Genomic DNA, 24,055 nt, shown 5'->3' on the forward strand with positions numbered 1-24,055 from the left:
GCGCCTTAAGCGTAAGTGCTCCCTGCCTATGTGGTTATCCTACTTCTGATATAGACTGCCACGTCAACTCTAGGTAGTTGACGATGCCATCGCTGTTACCGACGATTCTGTTCCCTTTAACCAAGAAGTAATTGGCAGTGAACGTCTTGGAATCGTATACGTAGACAGAGTCCAGCAGTTCGATTAACGGATTACCTTTGACTACGACGTTCTTCGTTCTTGCCTGACGTTTGTAATCGAAGAAAATCTTATTGGCTACATCCTCCTTCAAGTCTCTCATGGAGTTTCCGTCGATCTCTTCAATCCAATCCAACTGAGCACCCGCCGTGCGGATATTCCCCTTGGTTGCGATAATCAGAGACTTGTCGAAGAAGTGTTCCACGATACCCGCTGTACCGGAAATCATCAAGTGGTTTCTGACACGAGAGTAATCCGTAGAAGAAGTAACTTCCAGTAGATTCTCTCCATCAATGAACTCCCACTTCATACCCGCTACCATAGCCCAGTCTGGTGAATCGAGGAAGTCCATCTTCTCCATTCGGAACGTCCCATACCTGTCGCAGTAGGCACGGTAAGGAATATCTTGAATAATGGACTGTACGGCATCTGAAGCGTTTGTACCTATTGAGAAGGATACACTTGCCACGAACGGATTCTGCCAGCCGCCCACTTCCATAATATTTTGTTGAGTCACGGCTTCAAGTTCTCCGCTCTCCTTGTTGAATTTCATGAAGGTGTTCTTCCCTTTGTTCACGTCAATGTAAACTGTATCCTCGATTACGTAGTCAGGATTGCTCATATCCTCCGAATGAAATTTCCAAGTGCTCATGCCTGCATGGACAACAATGTCTTCTACAATGCTTGATTTAATCCAGGAGAACGCCCCGCTATCTCCTGCATAAGCTTCTTCCGGTGGGTACTGCATAGGCTTGTAGAAGATAAATTCCTCAAGCATGTCGTACCTGTCCACGCAACTAAACGAGACGGTTTTCTCTTCGGAGTTCTCCGTAATCTCCCCTTTAATCATTCCAGTGAATACACGGACAACTTCTTCCCCATATCCCGCATAAATCCTGATTGGAGTGTACTCGCTAATAACATGTCGCAGTTCTCCTTCTTCGTAATAGCTCAACGGAGACTTGTCCGTCTTAAATGAGTCAGGGAACTCTGGTCTACGCTCCCAAGATGGAGAATAAATACCCGAAGAGTTGTCCAGCGTTAGCCGTGCGGTACTAATAGTCGTATCAAGGTGGGTGTTGATTTCCCAACTCATTACATCTTTCTCAATGGTGTACATGTCTTCATAAACGAAGTCCCCAACTTCATACCACTTCTCGTCATACGTGTCACCGATGGCAGTAGCTAGTTGCTCGATGGCATAGTCGTTGGCAGCGTACTTCACACTGTCGAGATACATCGTTCCATCCGTCACTGCAAACAGAATTCTGCTTTGGTACGGATAGTCGAATGCCGCCCCACGAATTCCGGTGTTAACCCAGACATCATTTATCTTCACATATACATCGATATCCGTTTGGTCATGGCAGACTACAGTGTACTCGATAAAATCAGAAGTCGTGTTTAGCTTAAACGTGCCGCCACCAGATGTATAAATTTGGTCATCCTTGATGTTCAGAAGAAACCCCTTCGTTCCATCACTAATAACTAACTTACCGCTGGTACCCGCCGCTGTCTTCAGGCTAAAGTTAATCGTAAACGGAAACTTCTTGATTTTACCTAGCCGCTCGATACCTGCTTCACCTCCGCTGGTCGAGATTGCTTGGTAATCTCCTTTGTCCTTCTGTACAACCGTGCTGTACGGAGTCCAGTTGTTGGCACTATTCATTCCATCTTCAAAGTCCCACATTGCCTTCGATTCAACGGTTTCTACATCAAACTCTTTCGCTCTGAGCCACAAGATACCGAACTTTCCTCTCGACGCTTTCGAGGAATTGGCGAAAGTGAATTTCACCACGTTATGTCCTTTTGGCATCGGTATGGAAGGTGGGTATGCCACTCCGTTTTTAGCGCTCACCCCGTTGATACGCACTACTTCGTAATCATTAACTGTGACGATAATCGTGTCATCCAGTTCAAGGTCAGAGAAGTATGCCCAGCCAAGGTTTCCTGCCTTAAACCAATCGTGCTCGAAAATCAGCGTCTTTGCCTGGCCCGCCCCGCCCGTTCCGTTAAATCCGAGGACGTTCATCGAAGTCTTGTCATCAACAACAGTCATTTGCACTGCACCGTTTGTCTCTGTGTACTTCTTGACATCAAGTGCAGTCTTCTTGGTTGTAAATTCCTTGAAGTAAGTTTGTTTAGTGGTTGTCCTGTTGTATTGGTACGTGACGATTTCCTTGTCGATGCTGGCATCTCCAGTCGAGTCTGCCGTTCTTGGTTTACCATCGCCCCAAGACTTGACTCGTACAACAACGGGCTGCCTTCCAAACTTGAGGGCATTCGCCTTCGTATCATAAAGAATGTCAATTCGGTTGCCTTTGATATCCCCGCCCGTGTCATCCGCAAGATACTCTCCCCAACTCGTTCCATTCACAATCAGTTCCACTTTGCTCTTCAAAGGGATGACAGAGGGATCTACCGCAATAATCTTCCAGTTCTTCCATGTCCGTACGTCTGTACCGCCCCGTGTGATTCCAATACAGCCAGGGCAGTCTGCTACATATGCCGTTGCTTCCATGTTGTATTCCACGTAGGAGGTCGAGTCTGCCATTACTTCTGGAGCGTCCATTAGAACAGAAGCATCCTGAATGTTCCTTGGGTCAATTTTCTTGCTTGCTGTCTGAATAGTTTTCTTGCCCCGAAGGTACGGTTCAGGATTCTGTGCTACGTCGTTAAATCGTACTTCAAAGTGCAAGTGTGTTCCGTCACCACCACCGCTGGAGATGGAGTGTCCGGTATTACCTCCAAGACCTACAATACCACCTGCGTTAACCTTATCCCCCACACTGACACTGATTTTGTTTAAGTGGGCATACCTTGTCTGCCACCCGTTTCCGTGATTAACGTAGACGACTTTACCGTACCCTCTTAAGGTGCTGGCGATGGCTACTGTACCTGCCCACACAGCGTAAACAGGGTCGTTCATCGCAAGGTCAAGGTCAATCCCTTTATGCTTTTTACGGGAACAGCGAGGGTCTGTCTCGAACCAATCGGTGATATACATCCCGTTGATGGTTCGCTCCCCATTCTCCTTCCCGTGCATCGTTGAACTTGCTTTTATTGGCATGGAGAAGTCTGCGTTTCTCAGGTCGGTGCTGGTATCAATCAGCGTACCGTCAACGTAGTTCGTAATCTTCTCCGCTTTGTCGATGGATAGCATATCATTCACTGCACTGTCTACCACATACTGGACTGCATCGTATTTTCTACGGAAGCCCCGCACGTATGATGTTTTGTCCAACTCTACGATTACCTTCGGCTCGTTCCCTAGCGCGTTTACACGCTCCATGATGCCTTGTAGCAACTGCCTTGAAGGGTAGTTAACGTTAGATACATAAACCACTTCAGCCACCTGCCTTATCTATATTTCTCCGTAATCCACTCTATAAATCTGTTGAGGAAGGTTACGGCTTCCGCTCTTGTAATACACGCTTCCGGTTCAAACTGACCATCTTCATAAAGCGGGAACACATAACACCCGTCATGGAATTTTTCATCCAACAGGGTCAGTACGTCGTTCGAGTACCATCTGGAAAGGATAACATCCTTATCCAGAATCGGTCTCAGCGGCGTATCATTGTATGTGAACGCACGATCGGTGTACCGATTATGCAGATTCTCGTAAATACGGCTCATAAGTGAGAAGAAGTCTCCGCGACGAATACGAACGTCTCCGAAAAATCTGTCGTTGTACGTCACTCGCCCTGATTCCACGACGACCGTTTCACTTGTACGTCTACTCACCCCTTTAATTACGGCGTTATACCCTATGACAGCAGGGAAGCCATTGTACATGTATGGCAAGTAAACTTCACCCTTATGAATGACAAACACGTCACGCTGAAATCCGATCGTGTTCCGGATGACCACGCCTGCATCACTTCCTGCGCCAACGGTGACGAGAAGTCTCTTCAGCTTCACCCCAAGGACTGTACAAGACTCCGGTTGGTTGCTGTAGCTGAAATGGTATGTTGAAGCATACTTCAGGGTTGCGTGTGGCATCCGGTAGTCGCCTACTCCATTGTAAGGGGTATTGACACACCCGATATCTTTCCGGTCAGGGATGCCATAAGCAATGACCACGACTTCGATGCCCGCCGACAGCGGGTTGGTCATGGTTACTTTTCCGTTCTCTACCTTCTCAGGAAGAACCTCCACTCCGTTCACGATAACGAACACCGGATTACTCAAGTGGTATTTGTAATCAGGTACAAGAAACTCTTGCTGTCCGCTTACGGTCACGAAGCGCTTGACCATTCGCTCGTACCCTTCTTTGAACACGTTGTACGTCATGCCGCTTAAGACTTCTACGTCACCTGTCAAATCCGTTCTCATACGGGTAATCTCAAGTGTGTCACGGTAATACCAATCCAGCGGATCTACGTCAATCCATCTTTTCATTTCTTAGTACCCCCTCAGCAACTTGTCTACGTGTCGGTACGTCCGCATAAGAAACGTAATGGATTCTGCTCTTGTAGCCGCTTCGTCCGGACGGAAGTAAACCACAGACTCCCCGTCTGCTTCCCAGTTCGTGGCGATAAGTCCAAGCTGCTGCATATTGTCGATATACTTGTTTGCCCAATGATTTTCGATATCAATGAACTCTGTCATGTACTTGTACTCAAAATCTTGCTTGCGGACGAGAGACATGCCGATGGTTACGATGTACTTCGTTTCCATCTCAGCGGTTTTAATATCGGGTTCTCCAGTTACGATGCCGATGTAAACTGTACCTTTCTCGTCGTAATACTTATGTTGAGAGCCGATGAACTGAAGCCAGTCGGCATATTCCTTCTTAGAATAAAACAGCATGGTTAGGGTAGCGTTATAATGAGACGTTCCGTTTTGCACAAGCCCGGCCGAAGAGGCCAAGGTCTGGTTGACATGGGTCTTCAGGTAAGGCGTTGGCGGTTTGTACTCCGTAATCAGCTTTGCCTTGACCTGATTAAACTGGACTCCGTTGTCGTAAAACAGTTTCTTCTTATACACCGAATCCTCTGACAAGAGGTTATTTTGTTGTGTCATGACCTTACCTCCTATAAAATAACTCCCCATCTCATTATAAGACGGGGAGTGGTTTCACTAACTTCGGTAGTTGCTAGGATTCATCGCCTGTTGGCTACGAAGGCTTCCTACCCGCCCTACAGACAAGCCTTGTCCAATGGACTGTCCGACTTGTTGCAACTGGCGGTTTGTCATGCCGTTGGTGATGTTAGGAAGAGTGATGTTGACGGTGACATCTCCTGTACCGATCGTTGTCGTGTTATGAGTGTTGCCACGGGTAAGGTACTCGTAGCGGCTCATAGCACTTACTCCATTAGGCATGTTGAACGTTCCCGCTGTGGATTTCATTTCATCCAAGATGCCCAACTGAGCCTGTAAAGATTGCTTTTGCAAGTCACGGATTTCGGCGTTAATCTTAGTTGTTTCGTCCGCTCCCGCTGCAGGAAGTTTAGCTCTCAGATCGGCAATGACCTGGTTGATTTCAGATACCTCTTCCTTGGCATTGGCAATCCGCTTGTTACGAAGGATCGGCGAGGAGTCATCAGGGTTTCCAGTTCGTAGCTTGAGTTCCAGCAACTCATTCTCACGGTCAGAACTGTTGTCCTGAATCTTAGCCCTGCCAATTCCGATGGAAGCAAGGTTGTACTCTTTAATCAGGGCTTGCTCATTGGCAATTGTATTCTGTAGCTGTAAAACCTGCGTTGCCTGGTCTTCGGAAAGGTCTCCGATGGCTTGGATTGCTTGAAGGTTTGCCAGCTCATTTTTCATCTGAGATAGCTTATTCAGTGTAATCTTCTTCATGGTGTCCAAGTATTCTTGAGACTGAGTGTCCATGTTGTACGCAGCCGCCAATTCTTTTGCTTGAGCAATAAGGTCAATGCGAGACAAGCTGTTGTTAACCTTACGGACCTGACCTTGATACGTTTCTTGTTTTGTGTTCCACTCTTGCTGAAGAATGTCAACTTCCCCTTCGGATGCCACTTTATCTCTTGTCGAAGTAAGGTTATCATAAGCAGTTTTGGCATCGGCGTACTCTTGCGACTCAGGGTCAGCGCTGTCCATGACCGCCTTGGCGTTGGCGATATACTTGTCAATGATATCCAGTTCTTCATTCAATACCTGTCGCATGGATTCGGTCTGATTCTTACGAAGTGCAATGTACTCGTCGGAATCAGTCTTCATTCCGCTCATTAGGGCACGAAGCGTGTCAATTTGACTGGTGTCCTTAATCTCATTGATACGGTCAGAGACACGGCTTAGAACAGAGCCAGAGTCGATGGAAGAGAACTCGGCTGCACCTTCCTTGTACTTCTCGTCATATTCCTTCTCCGCATTCTCTTGGAGTCTCTTGTCCTCTGCCTCTTTAAGTTTTGTTGCTTCGTACTGCTTGTTTATGGCTTTCTGTCGCATCTTTTCTGTTTCTGCAGCACGCCCAGACTTTGCATTGAACTCAGCAACGGCTTCCTCTACTGTCTGTCCACCGCTGGCTTCCCGTTGTTTGAGCCATTTTGAAAATTCTTCACCAGTTCCTGAGAAATTGTAATAATTCATTATCTCGCCCATAATGCCAAGTTCCTCCGGTTTGTATCCTTTAGTCTTGAAAGGATTGGAAGGTCCACCTTGGGCTTCAAAGACACCGAGGTCGGATGGAGTTCCACCGAAAAAGGATGATATTCCGTTCTTTGCAGAGTAGAAAAGCCCCATCAAGTTATTCCGATTCTTAGCCCAACCGCCTTCAGCAAGCGCGTTAAACGTGTTAGCCATGCCTTTCAGGTCGTTGTCACGGTCGTCAGCCTGAGCAAGTAACCTTTCGTCATCTGTTGACAGGTAGGACTCTGTCAATCCTTTAGCCGCTTGAGCGAGACCGATTGCCCCAGCAATCTCCATAGCCATCTTAGCGAAACCTCCCGCCAAGTTTTTAACAGAAACCAGAGCCCCCTTGCTTAAGTCTGGAATATCCTTCAAGAACTGTTTGAACCCATTCTTGAGGGATGCCGTAGAAGACATTCCAGAGTTCATGCCTCGTACAGCATTGGACAGATCTCCGAAGGCAGGGGAGGCTTGTCGAGCAGAAGCAGCGGCTTCCCGCTGGGTCTTCTCGTAATCATCCATCGCAGTACTCAGTTTTTGGATATCGTCAATCGGAGGTAAGCCGTTTCGCTGTCTGTCCACCAAGTGGTCTTCAAATCCCTGGAAATCTCCTTGAGACATTTGGGACATCCTATCGGACAATTTAGAGTAATTGCTATCGCTTGCTCTATGTGTATTAAACACTCCTTGATTAGCGGTACTGCTGTTCAGGGTGGTCAGGAGGCTAGGGGTAAGGACGGAAGCCAATTCAGTTCGGGTACTTAGGCGGCTGTTGTACTGCTTCGTCCGGTCGAATTTTTCATCATCCGTCAACTCCTTGCCCGGATTCCAATTTTTAGCTTCGTCCATCGTGCTAAATAGAGTCGGCAAGTCTTTAACCTCTACCTTATTAGAATCCAGGTAGTTCTCATAGTGCTTGCGTTGCTTTTCCGTCAATCCGTTCAAATCACGTAAATAACCACCAAGTAATGGGTCTTTCTGCATCTCCCCGACCTCTTTACGCGTCATGTTCTTGATAGAATTATCAACATTCATGCCCGATACGTTCTCCAGAAATGAAGTACGTGCAGACTCCCTCTCGAAGTTTGCACCAATCTTCCCAGCGCCCCACTTAACTCCCTTAAGCAGCATCATCCCAATCAATACGTTAGTTAGCACGTCTCCTAACTTGACGAACAATTGGGCATTCTTTGTCACGTTTTCTGCCATGTTCATAAGTGCGTAGGACACTTTATTGATGGTAGGGGTCATCTCCTGAACAAGAGCATCAAAGGCAATCGTTATGCTTTGCCCTGCCCGTTTAGTGTTGACGAGTGGGTTGTCTACAGATGACTTAACCATGTTCTCATATTTAGATTTATCAAAGTTTCCACTAACTTCCATGACCTTAACGAACGTGTTCATAATTTCGTGCATCGTAGCCGCACCTTTGGAAGATTGATACGTGCCAAACAAAGCATCATTGGTATCGCGAACGGTAGGGCTGTCTGCACCGGACAACTTCTGAGCAATGGCCTTAAACAGTTCTTCCTCTGGAACAAGAATCTTTGCTCCTGTGTCATCAACTTTCGCTAGACCAAGTTCCTGCAATTTTTTCATAGCCTCAGGAGATTGAAGTCTGTTGGCTACTTCTGCACCGTCGTCGCCGTAGTATGGATCAACCTGTGATTTATCCATTTTGTTCAGTGCATTAGGAGACCGTAACCTGCTCAGAATGGAGTTGTAGAAGTTACTGACATTCGCCCCTTCAAGTGATTTTGCTTGGAGAGTCGTACCCGCCATAACGATTGCCGTTTCAGGGTCAACTTTGGAACTTGAACTTTTCAGTGCATCAATAATTTGCTCAATACTTGTTTTAGTCACGTCAGATACAACCGCCAAAGGTTGTGCGATTCTATCCTCCAGGTCAGCCACCCCAAGTCCAAACTGAGCCTTCGTTGAGGCAAGACCATTGGCAATATTGCCAGGGCTACTTCCAGGGGCTAGTGCATTCAACTGTGCAGTTACGCGGACAAACTCCTTCATCTCTACAGGGTCATCAAGCAAACCAGAAGCCATGCCCCCTACTTGATAAAGCTGTTTGTAATCCGTGCCATAAAACATAGACTGCTGTCTGATAAAGTTTTGCAGATCGCTGACCGTACTCTCCACGCCAGCCATGTTCGTCTTTTCAAGAGAGTTGCCGTCTTTGTCTTGGTTATATTCGTCCTTCTGCTTCAAGTTCTGCATCATTTTAAGCTTTTCAGGCTGAATATTCTTAAACGCCTCAACCGCTTTAGACATCGCCATCATTAGAGCATTATCGAAGGCTCCCGAAATTCTTTGACGCATGATGTTGATGATTGCCCCTTGTACAGCTTCGGCGTTAACCGCTCCCGATCCACTATCCTTTTCACTGTTACTGCTTCCTTTGGATGCAGTTCCTCCACCGTCGCTGTGACTGTCAGAAGAAGACGAACCAGAACGAGGAGTAGAAAGGCCAAGTCCTCCTGCATTCCGAATCTGAGTATCACTGTTAAGTCCACCTGGTCCGGATTGAACCTTATTAATCTCTTGGATGATCGACTGCACCTGAACGTTTACCTGCTCACGGATTTTGTTAATTAACGCTTTGTTGAGGCGGTTAATCTGATTCACGAGGTGATGCTTCAGCTTAGTTTCAGGGGTGATTTGCACATCATTTATTGCCGTTATTAATTGGTCAATCTCTTCCTGAACATTGTTGCTCAATTTCTTGTCAAGAGTCTTTGCCACTCGTTCAAGTTGAGCCTTCAATCCAGCGCCACGAATAGAGCCTAAATCGACCGTGCCGAGCGCTTCCAGCTTGTCCACCGTAGTGTCAAGTTCCTGAGCAAGAATCTTCTTGACCTTCTTGCTCAGGTCGCCTAACGGAATCTGCATCTTGCCCGCCATTGCAGTGTTAATTCCTGCAACGGTTTTGTTGACGTATTCATTCAGGCTTTGTTCAAGTTCGTTAGGGATTCTCTTTACCTTGTCCGCAACTTCCATTCCGCTCATGTCAGGAACTTCAACATCTATTGCCTTCAACAATTTTTCCTTAGCTTCCTTGATTACCTTGTTCAAGTCTGCCTTGGAAATTTTCATGTCGCTGGCATCGGCTACGTCAAGGTTCTGAAGCATACTCACAATCTTTTGTTTGATTTTATTGACGAAAGCGATGACCGTTTCCTTGCCAATCGTAATCTGTAAACGGTCAAGAGTTTCCGATTTCATCAGATTGGATTTTTGCTTCTGGATAGCACTGACAAGGTTTCGAATTTGTAGATTGATGACCTTGGCTACTTCTTTATTAATCTCGTTAAATCCATCTTTACTGATAGGAAGCTGTTGCCCGCCGGCGTAGTTAGGGTCGATCTCAATGTGCATGTTACGAACGTACGTCCGCAACTCTTCATTAATTTCATTTTCAACTTTGCCCAAGATACCTTGAAAAGTCTCAGGTTTAACCGTGAGCCCAGCAGAACCTAACTGCTCAAGAACAATCCCGTTCCCTGTGATGAAATTGTTGAGTTCATTTGTCAACGACTGACGGAGATTGCTTCCAGCCCCACGTGATACCTGCGATTGCAAACCGGACAGAGACGAACGCATTGCGTCAATCCGCTGCTCCAATCTACCAAAACGAGAATCGAGAGTTTCCATCTCCTGCCCATATCGAGCCATATGATCTATGGATTTCTGCAACTCTAAAATCACGTCAGTTTGGATTTTGTTGTTCATAGTCTCACCACCCTCATAAAATAAAACTCCTGCCCCTCCCTAGAAGGAAGCAGAGCAGGAGGATTTATAATAGCTGTGCAAGGTAATTCATATCTTCCGCATCGGCTACTTTATAACCATTCACGTATTTACCGTCAGTTGTTACTTCCTCTTCACTGGTTGAATCACCAGCAGGAACGCTTCCGCCGAACAGGCCGCCAAGCGACATGGTAGAAACCTTGATCGTAAACTGAATGTGTTCGTTGCATTGTTCCAAGTAGTAACCTAACTGAGGTAAGGTTAACTGCCACACATCATGCTTTTTCAAGTGGCAGTAGTGGGCAAGTTTGAAGAAGATGTTAGCCCAATCGACAGGCGGCTGACTGTCATAGTCTTCTTCCTCTTCCAGAGTGGTTACATGGACTTTTTTAGCCCATTGAGACCAATCATGCAATCGATAATCTGTTTAGCCGTCTCCAAATCAACGTACTCTCCAAGATGCTCGACCGTCATGTGTTTGTAATATGGCTTAAATGCCATAAGGAGCACTTCAAGCAATTCTTCAAATCTATCTTCCTCATCTTCAGGGATAAGGTTAGCGATGATTACACCGGAATCAATCGTATTAAGTCTCTTCATCAATCTTCGAGCATCAAGCAACCCTAGTGGTGGGATGTAATAGGTCTTACCGTCACGTAAGCGAACCTGTTCATCTGTCTCGAAGAATACTTTCTCACGAATGTCAGCTTCCTCTTGGGTCAGTGGCTTCTTCTCTTCTTCAGCTGTTACCTGTGGAGTCTGCTCTTCTACTTGACTGGCCACTTCTTCAGCGATGCCACCAGCTTTTGGAATAACTAAATCTCGTTCACTCATTTTAATAGCCCCCTTTATAATTCTCCCCCAAGAAAAGTGAATCGAATTGACCACAGAGCGGGGGAAGTCCCTGCAATCAACTCACAGAACATTCTAAGGAAGTAAACCTAGACTCTAACATTAGGTATGTAAAAAGACTCCCCGAAGGGAGTCTAGTGATTAGCAATCTTCCGCAGAAACAGAACCAACTTCGTAGCGCTTGATAGAACCAAGCTTACCGTCCGGACGTTCAGGGTCGATTACAGTTAGCGTTACGCTATGCGTGGACGCTTGTTGACGTTGTGCGTCAAGCGTGAAGTTGGACTTCACACGGCATTGGAACAATTCGGTTTGATAACCTTGGATTGTACCGTCCTTCTGCTCGAACTGACCATCGTGAACAACGTGTACTGTCAACGGCATGTCCTTGTTTGTGATATCGAGGATATCAACAACTTCGTTCCGCTTGTAGTTGACGTAAATGTTTACGTCCTTGAGGGCCGAGTTGAACTTCAGAATGCCGCCACTTACTACGTACTGGTCTTCAGTAGGCGTAGAGCTAGTCGTTTTCTTCAGCAATTTGTTACCTTGCAGAGTACGAACAGAAATCTGAGGGTCAACGTTCAAGGATGCTCCGTACACAAGATCAACAGTAAAGTCTGAGCCGTTCTGTTTAACCGTGTGCTTTTCTTCCAGCACCCACACGAAGCCGTCAGGGTCTGGTGTAATCCCAGCCAGTGCCGCAGCATAAACGATAACAACCGTTTTACCTGCCAGCGCCATATCGAATACGACATCCTGACCCGTTACCGTAACGTCTGCACTCAGGTCAGCGCCGCCCACAGCACCCTCGAAAGACTTAGGTTTTGGAGAAGCGAGAGCGACTTGGGTAAGTTTCGCTTGATACGGAGAAGCGGAAGGGACTACAAAGGTCTCAGTGACCATGCTGTAGGCCGAACCAGAAATACCTTCACGGAGTTTCGAGCCAGTAGCCAAACGTACAAGGTTAAGGTCGAACTTAGCGGATTCCGCTGTGATATCAATTGTCTTCTTACGAAGCAACGTATCCAGTGCTACGCTAGAGTCGCCGCCCTCAATGTCCTGCATGTCCAGCTGAATATCCAGACGCATGTTGTTCAGCGTACCGATTGTAACGAGGTCGTCACAGTTCGGGATTTTCGCCATGAACTTACCAGCGCCCTTAATCAACATTTTTTTGTTCTTAGTAACCTTACTCATTCAGAAAACCTCCTTATATTCATCTATCCCAATGGTGAAGCATATTTGGGTGAAATACTTGTAGGTGTTCTCTAGATCGATGTCATCTTCAGCACTAGTGACATACTCACCTTTGAACACACTTCCTTTCGGCATCCAGAAGTAATGATCGTCGAAAATCTGGCAAATACGGTCAGCGATGTTCACTGCCAGTTCCACGTCATCCTGTGTATAGATATCGAAGTCAACGATGAACCTATACTCAAGGTGATTCTCGCCTCTTGCGCCGGGATTTTTGTAGAACGTCATCAAGGGCAAGTTGTGCTGAACGAAGTTCTGCGGCTTCTTTCTCTTCTGAATCTTCGTTCCCAATTCCTCCAGAGATGCGTCTGCCGCAAGCCCTAGCATGGCAAAAATCTCAGGATCTTGACGAAGCTTGGAATGAATACAGGCGTAAACATCAGAGACGCTGATCTTTCCCACATCATCACATCCTCTTATGAATGCTTCGTATACCAATATAAGTTGAAATGGGTATATTTCTAACCGCCCTGCGTACTGCGTTGTCCACCATTGAAATGAATTCATTAAGGCTATATTCGAACAGTGAGACGGTGGAATCTCTACCTAAATGGTTCTTTTTCATTCTATTAGGAGGGCTCCTGACGTTGAACTCATGGATGTTGTCGCCAAGTCTACCCACTGCCCATAGGGTTTTTAGAAGCTAAGTGGCTGGTGTGTGTTCTATCGAGGACCTTCCATCCCAAGCGTACTTCTTTACTTGATTTCGATAATGGATGCCACAGGCTGGCTACCCGAAGTCATAAATAGCTTCCGAGCCTTGAACGCCTTTTGCTCCTTGAAAAGCAAACGTTGATCTTCATTGCCCACTCGGAGATTCGGTTTGTCACTGACATAGATATCTCCGAAGCCCAAGTTCTCGACAATCAAGGTGGTATCTTCTTCTTGAGCGTTATAAATGAACTGACCCATGATAGAAAGTTGTTGGGTAAACTCTGCTACTACGTCGCCCTTCAATCCATCTAGGCTAACCGTTTCAGTCTCTTTCTCAGGGGCTTTAGAAGTCCTCTTCCGTTTGTTTGTTGTTCCTGCCATTTTTAAAACGCTCCCCTCATTGTGATATGTAATAATTCAAACCAAGTAAAAAGTCGTCCACTAATTTCTGACCAGACTTGTGTTCAGACGGGTAAACATGTTCTTTCAGCATCCCAAACTCCTTACACCTTTCTATCTTTGTCACAAGTCATTATAGGGTGTAGACCTTTCGTTAACTTAAAGTAGGTCGTATTTACCTGCTGTAAGTACATTATAGGTAGGTGGAGTCTCGCTTTAACCGAAAGCTTTTAAAAACAAATAGCGTGACCCGCAGGGTAACGCCAAGCTTTGCCATAGTTTTACTCAGTGAGTATTTTCACTACCCCTTGCCTATGTTTTATTATTCTATATATCTTTCTTTTATATCTCTTAATCTTTTATATCTCTTTATACGGTGTAAACTTTACAATACAGAACTCACAACAAATGCACTTTTTACACTTCATAGGGGTCTGTATGGTAAAACATACACTTCAGACCTGAATGGTAAACTGTACACTTCAGACATAACATGCAGTAAGTATCTGGCGGCTGACCTATTCGAGAGAGGGTTGAATGCTTCGGCTATTACCACATACCTTGGGTGACTAAGCTTCTGAGCGATGGTAGGAAGGAGTTCCCGTTGCAAGATGAAATCGTAAAGCTGACTAAACTGAGCAGGAAAACAGTTGTCATATCGTTACAGGCTTTGGAGGATTGCGGACTACTGGTCTACGTTTATACCAAAAGAAACAGAGCCACGGCGTAAGTTGCCTGTGGCTTTGTCTTTAGTTTCTGGATCCCCCCCATGAGGGAAGGCATTGGCCAGTGTTCCAGTTCTTCAGGGTCTTTTGCAAAGTCCATGTTCAAGTCTTCCCATTTGATGTTCGGGTTGATTTCCCTCGATGCCCGATGACATTATCTCTGGAAACTCAGGGTCTTGTCCCTGCTTGTACTTGTACATCTCTTCCGAATCGGCAAATTCAGCTATATCAATCCATCCCTTCTAAGTGCATATCAAAACGTTCAATCATAAACTCGAAAACGGCAGACAGGTTTCCCTCAAAATAGTGGTCAGCTACCTCCTGCAAATACTTTTTATTCTCTGGAGTTGTTCTCAAGTAGATCCTCTCTGTTTTCATCACGATAACCCTCTCTCCTTCATACACGGTCTACAGCCAGTGAGTGTTTTTGGCAGAACTTGCATCCGCTGGTTAGAATCATCTAACTCTTCAGGCAAGACCAAGTAGCCATATCGGTTCATGACTTTTCCTGTAATTTTACCGATACAATGGAGACAAAGCAGGGGTTCTCCTTGAAGCCCTTCGGCAACAAAGTTCTCCCTTGCTTTATCTGTGACGTACCTGAACTCGCACTTAATGCACTTGACTAGCTTATCCACTTTACGTCAATCCCTTTGTTCGACTTCTTACCGGAAAGAGTCAAGTGTGCTTGAGATGGGAACGATTCTTCAAAGCCATCACGCTCCGCGTACTCCGCAGTGTTAACAATCGTATTTCGGCAAACCAGCCAAGGCTTCTCTTCTCGAACCAACAATCCATTGTACGTGTCAATAGCGGATCTCTTGATTGGCTTACTAAATTCCTTGTGCCAATGCCTACAATATGTAACGTTTAAAGGTTTTACAGGCTCAAGCTTGTCCATTACAAAATAAATTGGTTCTCTTGGATACATATATTGTATATATATTCCACCTTTACCGAGTTTTATGACTCCTTCAATATAGTCACCGTTCAGTAGATTACGAATGTTATGTTCATTAGTCTTGGCGAAGTCAATCGCTCTATCAAGCAACCTAATATCAGCGGCTTCAGGCCCGATATGCGAATCATTAAGTAATAGTACATTCAAGTTCTTCACCAATGGGGCGTTAAAACCTGATTTCAGGTATTTCATTGTTATCCTCCTAGTCCAAGTAATTTTCTCCGTATCTCCGCTTTCTTCTTATCTTTAGCACAAGGTCGGCACTCGTAAATTCCCATGTACCTATCCACTAACTCTTGATAAGGAACATTCAAGGTATCCGATAGACAGTGGATACATTTACTGCCTTCCGTCTCATAGATAGTGGCTAGAGCCTTTGCATTCTGCGTAATAAACCTTCCGCAACCGCATTTCAATATGACCACCTCATTTACCAATATAGGTAGGTTTGTTCGTACTTAAACTTTTTGTACGTACTAGACGCAACCTTTCACGTAGATGGCTCGACTGCTGAAAATGTATAGAGCAACCTAGTGAGATAATTGAAAAAGTTTTATTAACTAGAAAGTACAATCCTAGACGTACATATCAATCATGTGCAAGCCAACTGACCATTCTCGAAATTGACTAGTGTGAAAGACTTGGTGTTCGTGGCGAAATAGTAAACTTGTGTGGGGGTTGCTAGAGTTAAATATGCGGTGAGAACAGACGGACCCGTGCCAATGCGGGGGCGCGTGTTGATTCTCAGAGCGGTCTCATACGCCGCTTCTCAAGGGTTCAATTCCCGTCAAGACCAGCATATCGGGATGTGGAAAAGTTTGGAGTTCTCGCTTGCCTTGGAAGCAAGAGAACGCAGGTTCAAGTCCTGCCATTCCGACCATCGGGAAGTAGCTGAAATAGATTAGCGGCGGTGTGAAATACCGTAGATATTGGTGCGTTACCAACCTTTTCGACCGTATGCTCTCTTAATTTAATGGAATTTTATGTTCATTTTTAAGTTATGCACTAATCTTAACTTCATTTATTTTGTGAAGTAAAGATTAGTGCATAAAGAAAAATCCCTCACGCCATGTGGCGCAAGGGATTTGGGGATTAGTACAACGTGATATATTGATCGCGTTCCCATTGGTGGACTTGTGTACGGTTTATGTTCCTAGCTTTCAAATGGAATCATTTACTGTACCAAATCCGTGTAAATCAGCTTTTTCTCCTGTTCATTTTTCAAAGGATTTCTTATTTTATTATAGTTTTGTGGGCATTTTGTGGGCGCTTTTGTGGGCGCCCATACCATTTTCAAATATTATCTAAACCCATTTTGTACAAATAAAAAAAGTCTGTTTGAGTTTAGTATATCTATTTCTCGTTGCCTATAAATTCGTCAAATGTTTCTTGGTTACAAAAGGCTACCTTCATATTTTGACGATCATAATCTCTATAACGAATTATCCTATTTTGTACTTCAAATATAAAGTTATATTCAATGTGTAATTTACTCTCTGAGATTCTAATGTTCTTAATTAATTCTGAAATGAATTTACATACAAATTCGGTATCACTATAAATAAGTCTAGTTTTAATTTTTTCATTGAGAAATTTTTCACTTTCATCTGGGGTTTTCTCTATTTCTTTATAGTATTGAATCTTCAAATGTTGCTTAAATTTATTATATTGAAAATCATTTAAATCTAAAAGATATTTTTCATAAGTTTCATAAATTCTGACATTTTGGCTAATTAAACTATCAAAATCTCGCTCATTAGGCTTATATTCTCCCCTATCACTGTAAAGCCACTTCTTAAAATATGAGAAATTTCTAGCTAAATCACTAATAATAACGTTGAACGCACTCCCGAATCCATACTCATATAAGTCAACTTTACGATCAGTCTTATCTAAAATTATATAAGTTATTAATGGATTTTTAATAAATGGCATTTCCATGCCCATAGTGGTTTGAAAAAAATAATCATGCGGGAGTTCAAAAATTTCTACTGCACGTAATAAGTGTTCAATTTTAGGAAACCTTCTTCCTTCAAAATAATCATCAATAGCACTGATTTCAAAGCCCAATAAGATTCCTATTTCATACTTAGTATATCTTGATTGATGGAATCGATAAATGGTGTTCAACTTATCAGCAAATTTAGAAACAGTAAACTGGAATTCACCTCTGTAGAACTCATCTTCCTCTTTAAACATAAAGCATTCTGATTTTTTATCTTTTAAGAACTGTATATCCTCAGTTTTTAGATTGTATTTTCCTATAAGGCTAACTTTGTGAATCAACATATTAATATCATCAATGTTAGCTTTTATAGAGCTAGCATTTCGACGGAAATAAATGGTATATTCACTTATAATTGCTTTACCTTTTTCGTTAAATAAGTTTATTGGTGATACCATTACTTTGTCAGAATCATGTACATACAATAAACCTACAACCTTTTCGCCCTCATCATGAATACTATAATAGTTCAAGTCAAATATAATTTGTTCACCTAACACACTTATAATTTTTTCACCTAGTGATGTAGGATCAATTTTTTTATCTACTCCTACAATTCCAGAATTATCATCAACACCTAGTACTAGCCAGCCACCTCCACTATTTGAGAAGGCTAATATATCTTTCAGCATATTTGCAAACGCAATATTAGGACTTATATGTATGTCTCTTTTGTAATCCCATTTATTATTCTCTGTTCCTAATCCAACCAACTCAAAAAATTTATCTTGAGAATTATACATGCTATCACTCATCCTATAGATATAGTTTTCTTTATTAATAATTGTTTACAATTTACCCCTGTCTACTCAATAGCTAAAGAGAAAAAAGGATTAGGCGTATTAGCATGAAAATCTAATATGTACCCCTTACTATTCATCATCTCATTCAAAATTTTAAATGTATCGGTATTAATCACTATAAACTCGGTTGTTTCAGCTAAACTAGGTCTTGATCTACCATCTCTCGATATATATTCAGAATAGGAGATATTTAATCTCCCGTACAAATCTAACCTTTGTGGTGTGGTCATATAGATTCTTGAATATCTAATAGCAGATTGACATCGTTCTTGTTGAGTACGACTCCACCAAAACTTTTCAAAATACTCAGATATCTCATGTTCATGTTCACTAAAAATACTAATTATACTCCAATCTTTTCTCAAGTAACAATCAGCAATATTGACCTTATCACTGTATCGCTCTCTTCTTTCCTGAAGTATTTGTTTTAACTTCGGTTCTTCACTTTTATTCTTTAACTTTTCAGTTAAAGAAGGTCGATGAGAGTTTCTTTTATTTTTATCATATGCTCTTACAAGCTCTCTTGCTGTCGACCTAGCTAATGCCCTTGTTAAAATATCGATTAATTTTGCCAAATTTATTCCTCCATGAATATATATTCTACACTTACGATACCTGTTAAACCACTACTTAGTTTCACCCCCTCGTTCCACATTGATTTCAAATCCTCTGTAGCCGTTTCATTGGCTACCTCAAGATCTTTTATCGTATCAATTGCCATAATTGTTGGCAAGGCGCACGATAACTTTTACCTTTTGTGTATGCCCCGTTGGATTATTATCCGCTTGGTGGTGTAAGGATACCCATGATTCTGTTCTCACCAGATGTGGTTGCTTCAAATTGGGAACTAGCTACATCCCATCCCACAAAAGTGCTAGTCGATGCATCATTACTGAGAATAGCTCCTGTAGTTGTTAGTAGTTCTAGGTCTACTGTAACTAATTCTTTTTGTATTATTCGAGAGATTTTGATCAATTCCTGTGTTTATCCTTTTTAAAAATTACCGTGCCTCATGAAAGTTTTTGTCCCAAAACACAGAAGCGCTCTAGTCCTCATTATTTCAAATTATTGCCGCTGTTCGGATGTAATGATGACAGGCTAGTTGGTTCATGGGCTTATGTTCTTGTCCCTCGACACCTTCTTTACCTATTCTAATGAAGAAACTCAATTTGGATATTCATCAAAGACCATCAAAATTATAGGATCGTAGTAGTTTTTCTTCACCCCAACAACACAAATTTTATAAACGAAAATCCGCAGTTTATATATCATCAGTTATTCGCAGCTATAACCTCAGATAATGAAATCCAACAGTAATCCTCATCGCCTCAGGAACGTTGCTTTGTTACGTTAACAGTATTCAATTCGTTTGAGGTGAAGAGATGAAAGATGTTATAGCCGTGATTAACACTCATTGCCTGAAGATACGCCTTACGATGTTCTGGAAGAATTACTCGAGATCCCTCGAAAACTCCGTTCCCCGTCAATTCGCTTGTCACAATTCGTTTCTTCTCAATATTGTGTCCAGTAATCCGTGTTCGCAGGTTTAAGCGTCGATTGTACCTTGGGAAGTTGTGGTTTCTCAGATTCGCGCTCCCAACCCTCAAGAATGGCGATGTTAGATGTGTCTGACTTGTCATCCCAATATATGTATTCGGCGGCAATAAGGGCGTCTAAAGCAGCCATGACATCTGGATTAAGCTTCCCTGTCTTAACCGTTAGCTCGTGAATTGTGGGAAACCTGCGCCGCCCACCTTTGTAGTTGTACAAGATCCGTAAGACCTTTCTTTGGAAATCCGTTAGCAAGTTAATCACCTCGTCAATATTATACGGGAACGTAAGTTCTTTTATCGACAACAAAAATACCCAGTCGCACAGACTAGGTACATTTATAAGGAATCTCATGGAGAGAGAGTTATATCATCATTCCCAATAAGGACAAGTTTCTTCTTCTACATAAACAATAAGTTCACCTGGCGTCACTACACGCTTTTAGAGCATCAGGTGAAGGAGTATTTTAAGGAGTTGCCGAAGTAAACAAAACGGAGGTAATTAAATAATGAAAAAGTTATTTTTAGCTATTATCGTATTTGGGATTATGTTTGCTGTAGTTTATTTCAACCAAGAGCCTAAATGATTATCAGAAGAAGCCTGTCAAAGAAAGCACCCCAGCAGCAACTGGGCAAGTTGTAGAACTGCTCTTCCCCGCTGATCGTTATCCAGAAACAGCCAAGCACATTCAGGACGCCATAGACAGCGGTCATGCAGCAACATGCACCATTGATAGAAGTGGCGCTGATGAAAACCGCAAATTGTCCCTGAGAGGTGTAGAAACAAAAAAAGGATACGATCGTGATGAATGGCCTATGGCAATGTGTGCAGAGGGTGGAGAAGGAGCCGATATTGAATACATAAGTCCATCGGATAACCGAGGCGCTGGCAGTTGGGAAGGAAATCAGTTGGAGGAATATCCGGATGGTACATTAGTGGAGTTTATATTTGAGTGAGGAGATAAATGTTTATGAGTAAGAAGCTTAACGAAATTAGTGACTACATTGGCGTGTTTTGTTTGGGTACATTAACTTTATCATTTTTTGTATTATCAATCATATTTATTATCAAGGCGTTCATCAATATTTATAAAAGATTGAAAGGTGTAAGAGTAAATAAAATGGTCCCTTGCACATCATGTAGACGTTCGATTTCAAACACTGCCATTATTTGCCCATACTGTGGTGAACATTATGGTAAAATGAATGGATTAGGCGATTCAATATTTATCTGTTTTCTTTTTGCCATAGGTCTTTTCGTGATAGGAATTGTAAGTCTAACAAAGTCTGTTGAATGGTTTGAACAAACTTATATGAAGTGATCTCCATAACTTACCGCCTCAATCCTTATGGCAAAACGCTATAATTGGATTGAGGTGTTTTTATGTTCATTAGTCCTATGTTACTTGAAACAGCACCAGGTCCCTTCTCACATTCAGCATTCATTTTTGAACCTAAAGTAGATGGGCACCGGTTGATATATTCGCAAGAGTCCGGCAATGTCCGGTTATACACACGTCACAATAATGAATGTACTCGTCAGTACCCGGAATTGCTTCTGCCGTTTGACTCTGATATTATCCTAGACGGCGAGGTAGCTTGCACTGATCCCGAAACCGGACTAAATGACTTCGAGGCTGTGATGAGCCGATTTAGCACACGTCAGCACTCCAAGGTACAGCAGCTTATCAAAACACTGCCTGCCACGTTCACCATATTTGATATTCTTTTCTACCAAGGACGGGATCTACGTAAGCTACCTCTTATGGAACGCAAGATGATCCTACACAGTCTATCTCTTCCTTCCTCTAACTTTGGAATTGTTCCACATATAGAAGGCGCTGGAGAGGACTTGTACGCCCAAATAGAGTCTATGGGCATGGAAGGTGTAGTTGGGAAGCGCAAGGACAGCCAGTACGTCAGCAGACGGTCCAAGAACTGGATGAAGATCATTAACTGGTCTTACGCGAATGTATTCATTACCGGGTATCGCAAGGCTGAATTTGGATGGCTTGTGGCTGTTCGCGATCCGTCTGGAAAGCTCCGACCAGCAGGGATAATAGAACATGGCCCGAGCCCAAAACATAAGCAGGCATTTCGTGGTGTATGCAAGCAGCTCGTAACGGGCCAGGACAAGGATTATGTGTACCTGGAACCAAAGATACAAGCTCGCGTCAAGATGCGTAACTGGACCAAATCAGGCTTGTTGCGTATACCCGTGTTTGATCAATTTATTGTGTGAGCTAATGCAAAAAAAAGCTTCGCAATTCAATGCGGAGCCTTTTGTATTGACTGTTTAGTATTCGCTCACTTCAAATGTAAGAACTCGATCAAACAGGATATAGTCCTTGCGACTTTTGAACGGGCCTTTGTTGTTGTCATGTTTGTCAATAGCGTAAGATGCCTTTCCGCTTCCAGCTTGTTTTGTTTCATACCAGTCAATAAAGCTGTTAACTTCTTGCATACTTAGGTCGAATTCTTTTTCAAGACCTGTGGTCATTGTGACTACCATGATGGCTCTGTTGCCAGATGGTTGCTCTGGTTGTGGTTCAGGTGTATATGCGTTAAATTCAAAAACCTTCAATGTTGAATTGGCGTTTGTGTTAACTAGGCTGATTTTACTTACACCATCTGCAGGCACTGGTAATGTCACTAAAGAGCCATCGGTAGTACTTACTTGAAAATATGTAACGTAATTTCCTTGACTATCTAAGAGCTCGATTACAATATTAGTACTTTTATCTGCCTTCAAACGGTAAGATACAACGGTCTGAGGAGAATCAAAATCATAATAAATATGATCCAAGGTTCCTGTGGGACCCGGAGTACTTTTATCAACAAGAAAAGACGTATTCTCATTATTATCAGTTGCTTCCGTACCTATTAAACTTCCTCCAGTGAATCCACCGCTATTATAAAGTTGCTTGCCATCAAGCAACCCACCACTGTAATCCACAGCAGCTTTCACGCTTGCATTTGGAACTACACTTAAAGCTAAAATAAATGCCCCAATCATTAAAACGATTTTCTTAAAAAACGTTGTTTTCACATGAATCCCCCTAAGATTATTATGTACATTCCCTACTTCTATTGTAGAATGAAGTTTATCCAAACGTCTAAACATAAACTTGCTGATCTATAAATATCATCTAATTTATTGCATATTTATTTTTATTTGGATATGCACCCCCACATATTACCCGTTTCTATCTTTAAAGATTTGAGTTAAATTACATATAATAGCGTCTTTAAGGAGGCTTCGATATGTGCGGAAGATTCACGATTACAGATCCAATTGAAGAAATTATGGAGAGATACTATGCTTCTATAGCTGATGGATTCGAATACAAACCTAATTACAACGCTGCACCCATGCAATACATTCCGTCGATTATCGGGAGCAAAAACGGCAATGGACTGGGCTCACTCCGATGGGGTTTGGTACCCGTATGGGCCAAGGATGACAAGATTGGTAATAAGATGATTAATGCTCGGGCAGAAACGATCGCGGAAAAGCCAGCTTTTAAACGTCTGATCAGTTCCAAGCGCTGTATTATCCCGTGTAGTGGTTTTTATGAGTGGAAAAAGGAAGGATCCAACAAGCAGCCGATGCGAATACTCATGAAGGATGATAGCATCTTTTCTCTAGCTGGCCTATATGACACCTGGACAGACCCAGACGGGAATAAGCTCAGTACTTGCACCATCATTACTACTGAACCAAACAGTCTGATGGAAGACATCCATAATCGTATGCCGGTCATCTTGCGCCCTGAGGATGAGGAAGAATGGCTTGGAAGAGATAATGAAGATTTGCAGTCGCTGCTTGGATTGCTCAAGCCATATCAAGCGTCAGAGATGAGAGCTTACGAGGTGCCGAAGGAAGTCGGTAATGTGAGGAATAACAGTGTGGAACTATTGAAAAAAGTTAATTAGAGATTCGACTAGAGTGATACCTTAGTGGTAGTCACTCTTTTTTTACTGTTCATAATACAGAAATATATGGAAATAGACGAATAACTTTGATAACATAAGTGGATTGATTACATAGATGGAGGAACAAAATGTTTGATAATATGGCATCTTACTCACTTCTGGGTATTGCCGGTCTCATCACTACTTGTTTGTTTATATTTGGTATAGCCTGTTTAATAGCATTTTTTATCAATATCTTTAGATTGATCAAAGGTCGATTTAACCGAAAGTTAGAACAATGCCAATCGTGTGGTAATACTATCTCAATATCAGCTATCATTTGCCCTAATTGCGGCCACCACTATGGTAGATCTAATGGAGTTTTCAATTCAATTTTC

17 protein-coding genes, 1 tRNA gene and 2 pseudogenes are annotated in these 24,055 nt (G+C 43.0%); 5 read left to right on the top strand and 15 right to left on the bottom strand.

The annotated features are described in order from the left end of the window. Window positions 1-34 precede the first annotated feature (34 nt). The 11 genes from BMW94_RS15930 to BMW94_RS15980 all read right to left on the bottom strand — a co-directional run bounded on the left by BMW94_RS15930 (window position 35) and on the right by BMW94_RS15980 (window position 15,576). Window positions 35-3,523 carry a peptidoglycan DD-metalloendopeptidase family protein gene (locus BMW94_RS15930; RefSeq protein WP_090999853.1) on the bottom strand — a complete coding sequence of 1,163 codons (3,489 nt, stop codon included), beginning with the start codon at window positions 3,521-3,523 and terminating at the stop codon, window positions 35-37. A gap of 14 nt (window positions 3,524-3,537) precedes the next feature. Beyond that, on the bottom strand, window positions 3,538-4,581 hold the full coding sequence (locus tag BMW94_RS15935) for an S-layer homology domain-containing protein (RefSeq protein ID WP_090999855.1): 1,044 nt from the start codon (window positions 4,579-4,581) through the stop codon (window positions 3,538-3,540). Between the two features lie 3 nt (window positions 4,582-4,584). Next, window positions 4,585-5,205, bottom strand: a complete 621-nt coding sequence (locus BMW94_RS15940) for an S-layer homology domain-containing protein (protein WP_090999857.1) — start codon at window positions 5,203-5,205, stop codon at window positions 4,585-4,587. Between the two features lie 57 nt (window positions 5,206-5,262). After that, window positions 5,263-10,515 (bottom strand): coiled-coil domain-containing protein, encoded by a 5,253-nt coding sequence (locus tag BMW94_RS15945; RefSeq protein WP_090999859.1) that lies wholly within the window; start codon window positions 10,513-10,515, stop codon window positions 5,263-5,265. Between the two features lie 64 nt (window positions 10,516-10,579). Further along, window positions 10,580-10,948: a hypothetical protein gene (locus tag BMW94_RS15950; RefSeq protein WP_090999861.1), complete on the bottom strand. Its 369-nt coding sequence runs from the start codon at window positions 10,946-10,948 to the stop codon at window positions 10,580-10,582. Continuing rightward, window positions 10,909-11,367 carry a DNA polymerase III subunit gamma/tau gene (locus BMW94_RS15955; protein ID WP_254790253.1) on the bottom strand — a complete coding sequence of 153 codons (459 nt, stop codon included), beginning with the start codon at window positions 11,365-11,367 and terminating at the stop codon, window positions 10,909-10,911. The genes BMW94_RS15950 and BMW94_RS15955 overlap by 40 nt, the downstream gene beginning before the upstream one ends. Before the next feature lie 159 nt (window positions 11,368-11,526). Next, on the bottom strand, window positions 11,527-12,585 hold the full coding sequence (locus BMW94_RS15960) for a hypothetical protein (RefSeq protein ID WP_090999863.1): 1,059 nt from the start codon (window positions 12,583-12,585) through the stop codon (window positions 11,527-11,529). Next, a complete protein-coding gene (locus tag BMW94_RS15965; RefSeq protein WP_090999865.1) occupies window positions 12,586-13,047 on the bottom strand; it encodes a hypothetical protein in 462 nt (153 codons plus the stop codon). A gap of 294 nt (window positions 13,048-13,341) precedes the next feature. Further along, window positions 13,342-13,680 (bottom strand): hypothetical protein, encoded by a 339-nt coding sequence (locus BMW94_RS15970; protein ID WP_090999867.1) that lies wholly within the window; start codon window positions 13,678-13,680, stop codon window positions 13,342-13,344. A 971-nt stretch (window positions 13,681-14,651) separates the two neighbouring features. Next, window positions 14,652-14,804 carry a hypothetical protein gene (locus BMW94_RS30535; protein ID WP_167434657.1) on the bottom strand — a complete coding sequence of 51 codons (153 nt, stop codon included), beginning with the start codon at window positions 14,802-14,804 and terminating at the stop codon, window positions 14,652-14,654. Window positions 14,805-15,048: 244 nt separating this feature from the next. Continuing rightward, window positions 15,049-15,576 carry a hypothetical protein gene (locus tag BMW94_RS15980; protein ID WP_090999872.1) on the bottom strand — a complete coding sequence of 176 codons (528 nt, stop codon included), beginning with the start codon at window positions 15,574-15,576 and terminating at the stop codon, window positions 15,049-15,051. A 610-nt stretch (window positions 15,577-16,186) separates the two neighbouring features. On the opposite strand from BMW94_RS15980, the gene BMW94_RS15990 reads away from it, so the two are divergent. Further along, a tRNA-Pro gene (locus BMW94_RS15990) sits at window positions 16,187-16,264 on the top strand. Window positions 16,265-16,737: 473 nt separating this feature from the next. On the opposite strand, the gene BMW94_RS15995 is transcribed toward BMW94_RS15990, so the two are convergent. The 3 genes from BMW94_RS15995 to BMW94_RS30540 all read right to left on the bottom strand — a co-directional run bounded on the left by BMW94_RS15995 (window position 16,738) and on the right by BMW94_RS30540 (window position 19,998). Next, window positions 16,738-18,132, bottom strand: a complete 1,395-nt coding sequence (locus BMW94_RS15995; protein ID WP_175480725.1) for an AlbA family DNA-binding domain-containing protein — start codon at window positions 18,130-18,132, stop codon at window positions 16,738-16,740. Between the two features lie 62 nt (window positions 18,133-18,194). Then, complete coding sequence (locus BMW94_RS16000) at window positions 18,195-18,767, bottom strand: hypothetical protein (protein WP_090999879.1); 573 nt, start codon at window positions 18,765-18,767, stop codon at window positions 18,195-18,197. Between the two features lie 937 nt (window positions 18,768-19,704). Continuing rightward, entirely contained in the window at window positions 19,705-19,998 is a 294-nt protein-coding gene (locus tag BMW94_RS30540) for a hypothetical protein (protein ID WP_090999881.1), read from the bottom strand. A gap of 389 nt (window positions 19,999-20,387) precedes the next feature. Here BMW94_RS30540 and BMW94_RS16010 point away from each other — a divergent pair. The 3 genes and pseudogenes from BMW94_RS16010 to BMW94_RS16020 all read left to right on the top strand — a co-directional run. Next, window positions 20,388-20,699: pseudogene (locus tag BMW94_RS16010) on the top strand (NucA/NucB deoxyribonuclease domain-containing protein); the annotation flags it as partial. Window positions 20,700-20,713: 14 nt separating this feature from the next. Further along, window positions 20,714-21,064 carry a hypothetical protein gene (locus tag BMW94_RS16015; RefSeq protein WP_090999885.1) on the top strand — a complete coding sequence of 117 codons (351 nt, stop codon included), beginning with the start codon at window positions 20,714-20,716 and terminating at the stop codon, window positions 21,062-21,064. 62 nt (window positions 21,065-21,126) lie between these two features. After that, complete coding sequence (locus BMW94_RS16020; protein ID WP_090999889.1) at window positions 21,127-21,984, top strand: ATP-dependent DNA ligase; 858 nt, start codon at window positions 21,127-21,129, stop codon at window positions 21,982-21,984. A gap of 54 nt (window positions 21,985-22,038) precedes the next feature. Here the strand turns inward: BMW94_RS16020 and BMW94_RS16025 are convergent. Next, a pseudogene (locus BMW94_RS16025) lies at window positions 22,039-22,290 on the bottom strand (fibronectin type III domain-containing protein); the annotation flags it as partial. A 716-nt stretch (window positions 22,291-23,006) separates the two neighbouring features. On the opposite strand from BMW94_RS16025, the gene BMW94_RS16030 reads away from it, so the two are divergent. Beyond that, on the top strand, window positions 23,007-23,678 hold the full coding sequence (locus BMW94_RS16030) for an SOS response-associated peptidase (RefSeq protein ID WP_090999891.1): 672 nt from the start codon (window positions 23,007-23,009) through the stop codon (window positions 23,676-23,678). The last annotated feature ends 377 nt before the right edge of the window (window positions 23,679-24,055 follow it).

The organism is Paenibacillus sp. OK003, from assembly GCF_900109515.1.
Taxonomy (GTDB): Bacteria; Bacillota; Bacilli; order Paenibacillales; family Paenibacillaceae; genus Paenibacillus; species Paenibacillus marchantiae.